Here is an 11897-nt window from a genome sequence, read left to right as displayed (position 1 = left end):
GGGGCCTGCAGAGTTCCACCACGCCGGCGGACACGACCGGGGCGCCCCGCTCATCCGTCGCCGCCCCTTCCCTGCCCTGAGACGGTCGGGCGGTCGATGGGCACGCCGATGGGTACCGTTCCCGGCCGTCGCCCCCTGCGTACGGTCCCCTTCGGTCTCCACGAGCGGTTCACCAGGGGCTGGGTGTGCCGCCGGGGTCGCCGGGATTTGTGCGGTGTGGACAGACGACCGCGGTGAATGCGCCGTTCCGGGACCTTGATCCCGAGTCGGGGCCGGTGGTTTAAATGACCCCTCATCACCGTCCACACCCCCGAGACGGAGGGGATCCCCCCATGTCGGACGCCCCGAACACCCCCGGCGCCCCGGGCGCCTCCAGCAGTCCCGAGCCCTCGCCCGGCGCCTCGCCCGAGCCCTCGTCCGCCCCATCCCCCGGCACCGGGCACCACGGCTTCCTGAAGGTCCTGGGCCGCGGGGACGTGCTCGCGCTCGCCTTCGGGGCCATGATCGGCTTCGGCTGGATCGTGCTGACCGGGGACTTCATCGACGCCGCGGGCAGCGTCGGCGCCGCTCTCGCCTTCGTCCTCGGCGGCGTGGTCATCGCCCTGGTCGGGCTCACCTACGCCGAGCTGGTGGCGGCGATGCCGCGGGCCGGCGGCGAGCACCACTACGCGCTCCGCGCCCTGGGGCCGCGCGGCGCCTTCACCGCCTCCTGGGCGATGGTGCTCGGCTACATCTCGGTCGTCGCCTTCGAGGCCGTCGCCGTCCCCCAGACCGTCGGCTACCTGGTCCCCGAGGCGATGGAGGCCGGCCACCTGTGGACGGTCGCGGGGTACGACGTCTCCGCCGCCCAGGTCGCGGTCGGCGTGCTGGCGGCGGTCGTGATGACCGGGGTGAACTACGTGGGCATCCGCCCCGCGGGGGTGTTCCAGACCATCGCCGTGCTGTTCCTGCTTGCGGCCGGGGCGGCCATGGTCGCCGGCGCCGCGGTGGGCGGTTCGGCCGCCACCATGGAGCCGCTGTTCACCGGCGGCGTCTCCGGCGTGTTCGTGGTGCTGGTGGCGGTTCCGTTCCTGTTCGTCGGGTTCGACGTCATCCCGCAGTCGGCCAGCGAGATCCGGCTTCCCTTCCGGCAGGTCGGCCGCCTGCTGGTGGTCTCGGTCGGGTGCGCCGCCGCCTGGTACGTGATGATCATGCTGACCTCCGGGGCCGCCCTGGGCCCCGAGGAGCTGACCGCCTCCGACCTGGCCTCGGCCGACGCCATGGCGGCCCTGTGGGACAGCGCCGCTATGGGCAACGTGCTGGTCGTCGGGGGCCTGGCCGGGCTGCTCACCAGCTGGAACGCCTTCCTGATCGGGGGCAGCCGGCTGCTGTACGCGATGGCCGAGTCCCGCATGGTCCCCGCCTGGTTCGGACGTCTGCACCCCCGCTACCGCACCCCCGGCAACGCGCTGCTGTTCATCGGCGCGCTGTCGGTGCTCGCCCCGCTCTTCGGCCGGCCGATGCTGGTGTGGCTGGTCGACGCCGGCGGGGTGAACATCGTCATCGCCTACATCGTCGTCGCGGTCTGCTTCCTGGTGCTCCGACGCCGCGAGCCGGGCATGGAGCGCCCGTTCCGCACCCCGGCGGGTCCCGCGGTCGGCGCCGCGGCGCTGGTCCTGAGCGTCGGGCTGCTGGCGCTCTACCTGCCGGGCATGCCCGCCGCGCTGGTGTGGCCCTGGGAGTGGGCGATCGTCGGGGCGTGGTGGATCGCCGGACTGGCGATGATGGCCCGCCTGCCGAAGGTCGCCCCGGGCGAGGGCGCCGAGGAGCGCCTGATCGCCGAGATCGAGCGCCGGTCCCGGAGGGGGTAGGCGGAGAAGGAGTTCGACACTGTCGGCGAGGAAGCAGCACGTGCCGGCGGTCTCCCAGTCGCGAGAGCCCGGCCGTGTCCCGTGGACGTTCTCCATGTGCCCCCGCCCGCACTCAGGCGCGCCGGCGCTGTCAGGGCGTCAGCTCGGCAGTGTCAGCTCGTCAGCGTCAGCTCGAAGGAGTACCTCGACGCGCGGTAGACGTGCGAGCCGACCTCGGCCACGCGGCCGATGTCGTCGTAGGCCGTGCGGTCCATCGTCAGCAGCGGCGCCCCCTTCGCCTCGCCCAGTGACGTGGCCTCTGCGGCGGTCGCGCCGCGCGCCCCGATGCTCTGCGAGGCGATCTTCAGGGTCACCCCCGCCGCCCGCAGCACCCGGTACAGCCCCGTCTCGGCCAGGCCCTCGCGGGTCAGTTCCACCAGGCCCAGCGGCAGGTAGTTGTGCATCAGGGCCAGCGGCTCGTCGCCCACGTGGCGCAGGCGCTCCAGGAAGTACACCTCGGTCCCCGGCTCCACCTCCAGGGCGCGGGCGATCGACTCCGGTGCCGGCCGCACGCTCAGGTCCAGGATCCGTGTCCACGGGTGCTGGCCGGCCTGCACCAGGTCGTCGTAGAGGCTGGACAGCTCCACCGGCCGCCGCACCCGCGGGGTGACCACCTGGGTGCCGACGCCGCGCTTGCGCACCAGCAGCCCCTGGTCGACCAGGTACTCGATGGCGCGGCGCAGGGTCGGGCGGGACAGGCCGAGGCGGTCGGCGAGCACGATCTCGTTCTCCAGGCGGGTCCCCGGGGGCATCTCGCCCTCGCGGATGCGCCGCTCCAGCTCCTGGGCCAGCTGGAAGTACAGCGGCACCGGGCTGGTGCGGTCGAGCATCACCTGCAGGTGCGATTCGGCCACGCGGCTCCGATCTTCGGCGGACGGGGGCTCTCCGGTCGCGGGACGGCCCGCGCGCCCGCCGCGGGGCGGGTCCTCCCGTGCGTCCTCCCGAGTCTACGCCGCCGTCCTGTTGATGGAAGATTAAGAGGTGCATATGTCTAGACATAATGTTGACATGGGGTGCCCGGGAGCGTAGAAACGGTGTGATCCGGGCCACGCGGCCCGCCCCGTACGGAGGGAGGGCGCACCCCCCATGCGCATCGGACTCGTCGGCGCCGGACGGATCGGCGCCTCGCACGCCGCGGCCGTCGCGGCCCGCCCCGAGGTGGACGAACTCCTGGTCGCCGACGCCGACCCCGCACGGGCCGCCGCGGTCGCCGGCGACGCGGAGGGCCGCCCGGCCGGCGTCGAGGACCTGCTCGCCCCCGGAGCGGTGGACGCCCTGGTCGTCGCCTCCGCCACCGCCTCCCACCCCGACCTGATCCTGGCGGGCGTGCGGGCCGGGATCCCCGTCTTCTGCGAGAAGCCGGCGGCCCCCGACGTCCCCGGAACCGTCCGCGTGCTGCGCGAGGTGGAGAAGGCGGACGCGGCGGTGCACATCGGCTTCATGCGCCGCTTCGACGCCGGGTACGTGCGCGCACGGCAGGCGCTGCGCGGCGGCGAGCTGGGCGAACTCCACCGCGTGCACGCCGTGACCTGCGACGCCGCCCCGCCGCCCGCCGGGTACGTGCCGGCCTCCGGCGGCATCTTCCGGGACTGCCACGTCCACGACTTCGACATCCTGCGCTGGGTCACCGGCCGCGAGGCCGAGGAGGTCAGCGCCTACGGCGCCAACCGCGGCGCCGCCTACTTCGCCGAGGCCGGGGACGTGGACACCTCCGCCGCCCTGCTCCGCCTCGACGACGGCACCCTGGCCACCCTGCAGGGCTCCCGCTACAACGGCGGCGGCTACGACGTGCGGATGGAGCTGGCCGGGACCCGGGGCACCATCGCCGTCGGCCTGGACGACCGCGTCCCCCTCGTCTCGGCCGAGCCCGGAGCCGGCTTCCCCGGGGACGAACCCTGGCGGGAGTTCTGGACCCGCTTCACCCCGGCCTACGAGGCGGAGATCGCCGCCTTCCTGCGGATGGCCGCCGAGGGCGGACCCAGCCCGTGCACGGTGGCCGACGCCCTGGAGGCGGTGCTCATCGCCGACGCCGCCGACCGCGCGATGCGCCGGGGCCGACCGGTCCGCCTGTCCGAGGTGCGCGAGGACCTGCCGCTGTGACCCGGCTCATGACCGGGGAATACCGGAGCCCGCCCGACCCGGGCGGACGCGCCGGCGCCCGCCGCAACCGACGGAGGTCCGAGTTGAGCGCCACCGACCGCCGCCCCGATGACGGCCCCTCCGAGCGATCCGCGCCGTCCGCGCCCTTCGAGGTGGTCACCATGGGGCGCGTGGGCGTCGACGTCTACCCCGAGCAGACCGGCGCCGGCCTGGAGGACGTGCGCACCTTCGCCAAGTTCCTCGGGGGCAGCCCCACCAACGTCGCCGTGGCCGCCGCCCGGCACGGCCGGCGCACCGCCGTGGTCACCCGCACCGGGGACGACCCCTTCGGGCGCTTCGTCCGCACGGCGCTCGCCTCCTACGGCGTCGACCCCCGCTACGCCGCACCCGTCCCCGGCGCCGCCACACCGGTGGCCTTCTGCGAGATCTTCCCGCCGGACGACTTCCCCCTCTACTTCTACGGCCGCACCCCCAAGGCCCCCGACCTGGAGATCCGCCCCGAGGAGCTGGACCTGGAGGCGTTGTGCGGGGCCGACGTCCTGTGGGCGACGGTCACCGGCCTGTGCGCCGAGCCCAGCCGCACCGCCACCCTGGAGGCCTTGCGGGCCCGGGGCCGCCGCGGCGCCACCGTGCTCGACCTGGACTACCGCCCCGTGTTCTGGGAGTCCCGCGAAGAGGCCCGGCGCTGGACGGCCGAGGCGCTCGCGCACGCCACCGTCGCCGCGGGCAACCTCGACGAGTGGGAGACCGCGGTGGGCACCCGCGACCCCGAGGCCGCCGCCGACGCCGCGCACGACCGCTTCGGCGTCCGGACGGCCGTGGTCAAGCAGGGCCCGAAGGGCGTCATGGCCTCCGACGCCTCCGGCCGCACCACCGTCCCGCCGGTACCGGTGGAGGTCGTCAACGGCCTGGGCGCGGGCGACGCCTTCGGGGGCGCGCTCTGCCACGGCCTGCTGTCGGGCTGGGACACCGAGCGCACCATGCGCTTCGCCAACGCGGCCGGGGCCATCGTCGCCTCCCGCCTGGCCTGCTCGGACGCGATGCCCACCTCGGACGAGGTCGAGGCCCGCCTGGAGGAGGCGCGCCATGCGCTCTGAAGAGCTGCGCGAACTGACCGCCGTGCGGATCGAGCGCCCCGAGGCGATCGCCGAGGCCGCGGCCGCCCGCACGCGGCCGGCGTCCCTGCTGGGCGAGCACGGCAAGGCGATGATCATCGCCGCCGACCACCCCGCGCGCGGCGCCCTGCGCGCCGGGGACCGCCCCATGGCCATGGCCGACCGCGCCGACCTGCTCGACCGGCTGTGCACGGCCCTGGCCCGGCCCGGGGTGACCGGGGTGCTCGGCACCGCCGACATCCTGGAGGACCTGCTGCTGCTGGGCGCCCTGGAGGGCAGGACCGCCATCGGCTCCATGAACCGCGGCGGCCTGACCGGCGCCGCCTGGGAGGTCGACGACCGCTTCACCGGCTACGACGCCGCGGGCCTGAAGGCCATGGGTTTCGAGGGCGGAAAGATGCTGCTCCGCCTGCACTACTCCGACGGCCGCACCCCCGACGCCCTGGAGTCCTGTGCCCGCGCGGTCGACGAGCTGAACGCCGCCGGGCTGACGGCCATGGTGGAGCCGTTCATCGCGCACACCGCCGACGGGGCCGTGAAGAACGACCTGTCGACCGGGGCCGTCGCCCGATCGGTGGCCATCGGCTCCGGCCTGGGCCGCACCACCGCGCGCACCTGGCTCAAGCTGCCCGTCGTCGACGGCATGGAGCGGGTGGTGGCCGGGTCCACGCTGCCGGTGGTGCTGCTGGGCGGGGAGCTGCCCGCCGACCCCGGCGCCGCCTTCGCCCGCTGGGGCGAGGCGCTGAAGCTGCCCACGGTCAAGGGCCTGACCGTGGGGCGCTCCCTGCTGTACCCGGCCGACGACGACGTCGTCGGCGCCGTCGACACAGCCGTGGGGCTGCTGTGAGACCGCCCACGACCGAGGAGGCAGCACGGATGACCGCGAACCACCACGTCCCCGCGGGCTCGACCGCCCAGGGGCCCTACGCCGCCGTCGTCACCCCCGAGTCCGCCGGGTGGGGGTACTCCGGCCTGAAGGTGCTGGAGCTGGCCCCCGGCCACAGCGCCGAGGTCGCCACCGGCGACGCCGAGACCCTGGTCCTGCCGCTGAACGGCGCGTGCTCGGTGGAGTGCGGGGGCGAGCGGTTCGACCTGGCCGGCCGCCCGGACGTGTTCTCCCGGGTCACCGACTTCGCCTACGTGCCCCGCGACGCCGCGGCCACGGTCGTCAGTGCGGAGGGCGGCCGGTTCGCCCTGCCGTCGGCGCGCTGCGGCCGGCGGCTGCCGTTCCGCCACGGCAGGGCCGAGGACGTCCCCGTCGAGCTGCGCGGGGCCGGCGGGTCCAGCCGCCAGGTGAACAACTTCTGCACCCCGCAGGCCTTCAAGGCCGACCGGCTCATCGCCTGCGAGGTGCTCACCCCCGAGTCGAACTGGTCCTCCTACCCGCCGCACAAGCACGACGAGGCCACCGACACCGAGTGCGAGCTGGAGGAGATCTACTACTTCGAGGTCGGCTCGGGTCCCGCCGGGCCGGGCGTGGCCTACCAGCGGGTGTACGGCACCGAGGAGCGGCCGATCGACGTGCTCGCCGAGGTGCGCACAGGTGACGTGGTGACCGTCCCGCACGGGTGGCACGGCCCGTCCATGGCCGTCCCCGGCTACGACCTCTACTACCTCAACGTGATGGCCGGCCCCGGCGAGGAGCGGGCCTGGAGGATCTGCGACGACCCCCGCCACGGGTGGGTGCGCGAGACCTGGGAGAAGCAGGAGGTCGACCCCCGCCTGCCCCTGTACACCGCCGAGGGCCCGAGCGCAGCGCGCGCGGGGAAGGGGGAGTGGTCCCGATGACCTCTGAGCCCGCGACTGAGCCCCCGACGGCCGACGCGGCGCCCGCCGGAACCGTCCGGCTCACCGTCTCTCAGGCGCTGGTGCGCTTCCTGGCCGTCCAGTACACCGAGCGCGACGGCGAGCGGCAGCGGCTCGTCCCCGGCGTGTGGGGCATCTTCGGCCACGGCAACGTGGCCGGGCTGGGGCAGGCGCTGCTCCAGGCCGCCACCACCGGCGAGGCCGACCTCCCCTACTACCCGGCCCGCAACGAGCAGGCCATGGTGCACGCCTCGGCCGCCTTCGCCAAGATGCGCGACCGGCTGCAGACCTTCGCCTGCACCGCCTCCACCGGCCCCGGATCCACCAACATGGTCACCGGCGCCGCGCTGGCCACCACCAACCGGCTGCCGGTGCTGCTGCTGCCCGGCGACATGTTCGCCACCCGCGCGCCGGACCCGGCGCTGCAGCAGCTGGAGGACGCCCGCGGCGGCGACGCCACGGTCAACGACGCGCTGCGCCCGGTGTCGAAGTACTGGGACCGCCTCACCCGCCCGGAGCAGCTGGTCCCGGCCGCCATGGCCGCGATGCGGGTGCTCACCGACCCGGCCGAGACCGGGGCCGCCACCCTCTGCCTGCCCCAGGACGTGCAGGCCGAGGCGCACGACTGGCCCCTCGCGCTCTTCCGCGAGCGCACCTGGCACATCGACCGCCCGCAGCCCGACCCCGCCGCGCTGAAGCGCGCCGCCGAGGCGCTGCGCCGGGCCCGGCGGCCCCTCATCGTGGCCGGCGGCGGGGCGGTCTACTCCCGGGCGACCGAGGAGCTGCGCGCGTTCGCCGAGGAGACCGGCATCCCCGTCGCCGACACCCACGCCGGGAAGGGCGCGGTGCCGTGGGACCACCCCTGCGCGGTCGGCGGCGTCGGCTCCACGGGGACGTCGGCCGCCAACGCCCTGGCCCGAGAGGCCGACGTGGTCCTCGGCATCGGCACCCGCTACAGCGACTTCACCACCGCGAGCCGCACCGTGTTCGCCGACCCCGACGTGGAGTTCGTCAACCTGAACGTGGCGCGACCGGACGCCGCCAAGCACGCCGCCCACCAGCTCGTCGCCGACGCGCGCTCCGGCCTGCAGGCGCTGCGGCGGGAGCTGTCCGGCTGGCGGGTCGAAGCCCCCTACACCGAACGCGTCCGCGCGCTGGCCGCGGAATGGGCCCGAACCACCGATGCCTGCTACTCGGTGGACGACGGCGCCCTTCCGGCGCAGACCGCCGTCCTGGGCACCCTCAACGACGCCCTGGACGACCGCGACGTCGTCGTCAACGCCGCCGGGAGCCTGCCCGGCGACCTGCAGATGCTCTGGCGGGCGCGCGACCCTAAGGCCTACAACGTCGAGTACGCCTACTCGTGCATGGGCTACGAGGTCGCCGCCGGGCTGGGCACCAGGATGGCCGCGCCCGACCGCGAGGTGGTCGTCCTCGTCGGCGACGGCTCCTACCTGATGCTCTCCCAGGAGATCGCCACCATGGTCGCCGAGGGGATCAAGGTCGTCATCGTCGTCCTGCAGAACCACGGCTTCGCCTCCATCGGGGCCCTCTCCGAGGAGCTGGGGTCCCAGCGGTTCGGCACCCGCTACCGCTACCGCGACCCCGTCAGCGGCCGGCTCGACGGCGACCGGCTGCCCGTGGACCTGGCGGCCAACGCCGCCAGCCTCGGGGCGAGGGCCGTCCGCGCCGAGAACCTCGAGGAGCTGCGCGAGGCGCTTGAGGCCGCCAAGGCCGCCGACACCACCACGGTCGTGCACATCGAGACCGACCCGACCGGCCCCGCCCCGCCCTCCAACGGCTGGTGGGACGTTCCGGTGAGCGAGGTGTCCGAGCTGGAGAGCACCCGCGCGGCCCGCCGCGCCTATGCCGAGCACAAGCGCGAGCAGCGCCACCACCTGTGACGTCCCCTGGGGACGCCCCCGCCCTTCGGCTTCAGTAAAGGACGGCAGCGATGAGCACCGTGAAGGACAAGCTGGTCCTCGGATCCGCCCCCGACTCCTGGGGCGTGTGGTTCCCCGAGGACGAGTACCAGACCCCCTGGAACCGCTTCCTCGACGAGCTGGCCGAGGCCGGCTACACGTGGCTGGAACTGGGCCCGTACGGCTACCTGCCCACCGACCCGGACCGGCTCGCCGACGAGGTCGGCGGGCGCGGCCTGAAGGTCTCCGGCGGCACCGTCTTCGGCGCCCTGCACGACGACGACCGGTGGGACGGGATGCTCTCCACCGTGCGCAAGGTCGCCGGGCTGACCCGGGCCATGGGCGCCCGCCACCTGGTGTTCATCCCGCCCATGTTCCGCGACGAGAGGACGGGCGCCTTCACCGAGTCGCCCCATCTGGGGGACGGCCGGTGGCGGACCCTGCACCGCAATGCCGACCGGCTCGGCAGGCTCCTGCTGGAGGAGTACGGGGTGCGGCTGTGCCTGCACTCCCACGCCGACACCCACATCCAGACCCAGCCCGAGATCGAGCGGTTCCTGGACGGCACCGACCCCGAGTACGTGTCCCTGTGCCTGGACACCGGGCACGTCGCCTACGGGGGCGGCGACGCGGTCGACCTCATCCGCCGCTACTCCGAGCGCATCGGCTACGTGCACATCAAGCAGATGGACCCGCAGGTGCTGCGGGAGAAGGACGCCGAGGAGCTGTCCTTCGGCGAGGCGGTCAAGCGCGGCGTGTGCGTCGAGCCGCCCGCGGGCGAGCCGGTGCCCTCCAAGGTCCTCGACGCGCTCGGTGACGCGGACGCGCGCGTCTTCGTCATCGTCGAGCAGGACCTCTACCCCTGCGCGCCCGACGTCCCGCTGTCCATCGCCGTGCGCACCCGCCACTACCTGAACAGTTGCGGTCTCGGGGCCCGCTACCAGCGGGACTGACCCGTCCGCCCCCACCGCAGCACGCCCTGACAGCAGAGCAGAGGTACCGCCCATGAACCGAACCCCGAAGATCCCCGCCCTCGTGGCGGCGGCCTCGGCCCTGGCCCTGGCCGCGACCGCGTGCAGCTCCGGCGGCGGCGCACAGCAGGAAGACCGGGGCGGCCATGCCGAGGCCGCCGGCCTGACGATCGCGATGATCACGCACGAGGTCCCCGGTGACACCTTCTGGGACCGGATCCGGGCCGGCGCCGAGGACTCGGCCGCCAAGCACGGCATCACCCTGGACTACAACTCCGACCCCAACGCCTCCGAGCAGGCCACCCTGGTGCGGACCGCGATCGACAAGGGGGTGGACGGCATCGCCGTCACCCTCGCCAAACCCGACGAGCTCCAAGGGGCGGTCCAGGAGGCCCAGGACGCCGGCATCCCCGTGGTGGCGTTCAACTCCGGCATCGAGCAGTGGCAGGACATGGGCGTCACCGAGTACTTCGGCACCGACGAGTCCCTGGCCGGGGAGGCCTTCGGCGAACGGCTCGACGAGGCTGGGGCGCAGAGGGCGCTCTGTGTCATCCAGGAGCAGGGGCACGTGGCGCTGGAGACGCGCTGCTCGTCGCTGGAGGAGGCCTTCGACGGGGAGACCGAGACGCTCTACGTCGACGGTTCCAGCATGCCCGACGTCAAGTCCTCCCTCACCTCCAAGCTCCAGTCCGACGAGGACATCGACCACGTCGCCACCCTCGGCGGCCCCTACGCGATGGCGGCGCTGGACGCGGTGTCCGACGCCGGCAGCGACGCCCGGGTGGCCACGTTCGACCTGAACGAGGAGGTCGTGGCCTCCATCGAGGACGGGACCGTCGAATGGGCCGTCGACCAGCAGCCCTACCTGCAGGGCTACATGTCCCTGGAAGGCCTGTGGCTGTACAACGCCAACGGCAACGCGATGGGCGGCGGCACCGAGCCGGTGCTCACCGGGCCGAGCTTCGTGGACTCCGGCAACGTCGACCGGGTCGCAGAGTACGCCCAGAAGGGAACCCGGTGAGGCGCCATGGCGAGCACCGCCGCGCCGCGGCAGCAGCCCGCGGCCGCACGTGAGAAGGGACTGCGGGCCCGGCGCCGCCCCCTGCTCAACCGCCTGCTGAGCCGGCCCGAACTGGGCTCGCTCATCGGCGCCGTCGCGGTCTTCTGCGTGTTCTTCGCGCTGGCGCCCGCCTTCCGCCAGGGCGACTCCTTCGCCACCGTGCTCTACGCCTCCTCGGTGGTGGGCATCATGGCGGTCGGCGTGGCGCTGCTGATGATCGGCGGCGAGTTCGACCTGTCCGCCGGGGTCGCGGTGGTCACCGCCGCCCTGGTCGCCGGGATGGCCGGGTACTACCTCAACCTGAACGTGTGGGCGGCCGCCGGCATCGCGCTGGCCGCCTCCCTGGCCGTCGGGCTCGCCAACGGCGTGGTCCTGATCCGCACGCGGCTGCCGAGCTTCCTGGTCACCCTGTCGATGTTCCTGATGCTCCAGGGCCTGAACACCGCCGTGACCAAGCTCGTCACCGGCAGCGTGTCCGGGCCGAACATCGCCGACATGGACGGCTACGCCTCCGCGCGGGCGGTGTTCGCCTCCTTCGTCCCCGTGCCGGGGCTGGGCGATGTCCGCATCACCGTCCTGTGGTGGCTGGCCTTCGTCGCCCTGGCCACCTGGGTGCTGACGCGGACCCGGGTCGGAAACTGGATCTTCGCGGTGGGCGGCAGCGCCGAGAGCGCCCGCGCGGTCGGCGTCCCGGTGGCGCGGGTCAAGATCGGGCTGTTCATGGCGGTCGGCTTCTTCGCCTGGTTCAGCGGCATGCACCTGCTCACGGCCTCCGGCCGCCAGCAGTCCGGCGAGGGCGTGGGCATGGAGCTGCTCTACATCATGGCCGCGGTGGTCGGCGGGTGCCTGCTGACCGGCGGCTTCGGGTCCGTCATCGGCGCCGCGATCGGCGCCTTCATCTACGGCATGACCACCATGGGCATCGTCTACGCCGGCTGGGACAACAACTGGGTGATGTTCTTCGTCGGGGCGATGCTGCTGCTGGCCGTGGTCGTCAACGCCTGGGTCCGCCGCCAGGCGGGCAAGAGGTGAGC

10 protein-coding genes are annotated in these 11897 nt (G+C 73.9%); 9 read left to right on the top strand and 1 reads right to left on the bottom strand.

Annotated features, from left to right (window positions below):
- Positions 1 to 332: 332 nt before the first annotated feature.
- Positions 333 to 1850: an APC family permease gene (locus C892_RS0103835; protein WP_017556146.1), complete on the top strand. Its 1518-nt coding sequence runs from the start codon at positions 333 to 335 to the stop codon at positions 1848 to 1850.
- Positions 1851 to 2002: 152 nt separating this feature from the next.
- Here the strand turns inward: C892_RS0103835 and C892_RS0103830 are convergent, their stop codons facing one another.
- A complete protein-coding gene (locus C892_RS0103830) occupies positions 2003 to 2743 on the bottom strand; it encodes a GntR family transcriptional regulator (RefSeq protein WP_017538717.1) in 741 nt (246 codons plus the stop codon).
- Between the two features lie 232 nt (positions 2744 to 2975).
- On the opposite strand from C892_RS0103830, the gene C892_RS0103825 reads away from it, so the two are divergent.
- The 8 genes from C892_RS0103825 to C892_RS0103790 all read left to right on the top strand — a co-directional run bounded on the left by C892_RS0103825 (position 2976) and on the right by C892_RS0103790 (position 11895).
- On the top strand, positions 2976 to 3989 hold the full coding sequence (locus C892_RS0103825) for a Gfo/Idh/MocA family protein (protein ID WP_017556145.1): 1014 nt from the start codon (positions 2976 to 2978) through the stop codon (positions 3987 to 3989).
- 83 nt (positions 3990 to 4072) lie between these two features.
- Complete coding sequence (gene iolC / locus C892_RS0103820) at positions 4073 to 5086, top strand: 5-dehydro-2-deoxygluconokinase (RefSeq protein WP_040685285.1); 1014 nt, start codon at positions 4073 to 4075, stop codon at positions 5084 to 5086.
- On the top strand, positions 5076 to 5951 hold the full coding sequence (locus tag C892_RS0103815) for a Cgl0159 family (beta/alpha)8-fold protein (protein WP_017538720.1): 876 nt from the start codon (positions 5076 to 5078) through the stop codon (positions 5949 to 5951). Before iolC ends, C892_RS0103815 begins: the two co-directional genes overlap by 11 nt.
- 29 nt (positions 5952 to 5980) lie before the next feature.
- On the top strand, positions 5981 to 6892 hold the full coding sequence (gene iolB, locus C892_RS0103810) for a 5-deoxy-glucuronate isomerase (protein WP_017556143.1): 912 nt from the start codon (positions 5981 to 5983) through the stop codon (positions 6890 to 6892).
- Complete coding sequence (iolD, locus tag C892_RS0103805; RefSeq protein ID WP_040685283.1) at positions 6889 to 8814, top strand: 3D-(3,5/4)-trihydroxycyclohexane-1,2-dione acylhydrolase (decyclizing); 1926 nt, start codon at positions 6889 to 6891, stop codon at positions 8812 to 8814. Before iolB ends, iolD begins: the two co-directional genes overlap by 4 nt.
- A gap of 50 nt (positions 8815 to 8864) precedes the next feature.
- Positions 8865 to 9785: a TIM barrel protein gene (locus tag C892_RS0103800; RefSeq protein ID WP_017556141.1), complete on the top strand. Its 921-nt coding sequence runs from the start codon at positions 8865 to 8867 to the stop codon at positions 9783 to 9785.
- Positions 9786 to 9837: 52 nt separating this feature from the next.
- On the top strand, positions 9838 to 10824 hold the full coding sequence (locus tag C892_RS0103795) for a substrate-binding domain-containing protein (RefSeq protein WP_017556140.1): 987 nt from the start codon (positions 9838 to 9840) through the stop codon (positions 10822 to 10824).
- 6 nt (positions 10825 to 10830) lie between these two features.
- Complete coding sequence (locus C892_RS0103790) at positions 10831 to 11895, top strand: ABC transporter permease (RefSeq protein WP_017556139.1); 1065 nt, start codon at positions 10831 to 10833, stop codon at positions 11893 to 11895.
- Positions 11896 to 11897: the final 2 nt, after the last annotated feature.

Source organism: Nocardiopsis baichengensis YIM 90130 (genome assembly GCF_000341205.1).
GTDB lineage: Bacteria > Actinomycetota > Actinomycetes > Streptosporangiales > Streptosporangiaceae > Nocardiopsis_A > Nocardiopsis_A halophila.
The sequence above is the reverse complement of the archived record's forward strand: the minus strand, read 5'-3'. Positions and strand labels throughout refer to the sequence as shown.

Bases quoted from the DNA above. Each gene is read 5' to 3' on its own strand.
- C892_RS0103825 (WP_017556145.1), top strand. From the start codon at position 2,976: ATGCGCATCGGACTCGTCGGCGCCGGACGGATCGGCGCCTCGCACGCC.
- C892_RS0103800 (WP_017556141.1), top strand. From the start codon at position 8,865: ATGAGCACCGTGAAGGACAAGCTGGTCCTCGGATCCGCCCCCGACTCC.
- C892_RS0103835 (WP_017556146.1), top strand. From the start codon at position 333: ATGTCGGACGCCCCGAACACCCCCGGCGCCCCGGGCGCCTCCAGCAGT.
- iolB (WP_017556143.1), top strand. From the start codon at position 5,981: ATGACCGCGAACCACCACGTCCCCGCGGGCTCGACCGCCCAGGGGCCC.
- C892_RS0103795 (WP_017556140.1), top strand. From the start codon at position 9,838: ATGAACCGAACCCCGAAGATCCCCGCCCTCGTGGCGGCGGCCTCGGCC.
- C892_RS0103815 (WP_017538720.1), top strand. From the start codon at position 5,076: ATGCGCTCTGAAGAGCTGCGCGAACTGACCGCCGTGCGGATCGAGCGC.
- C892_RS0103790 (WP_017556139.1), top strand. From the start codon at position 10,831: ATGGCGAGCACCGCCGCGCCGCGGCAGCAGCCCGCGGCCGCACGTGAG.
- iolD (WP_040685283.1), top strand. From the start codon at position 6,889: ATGACCTCTGAGCCCGCGACTGAGCCCCCGACGGCCGACGCGGCGCCC.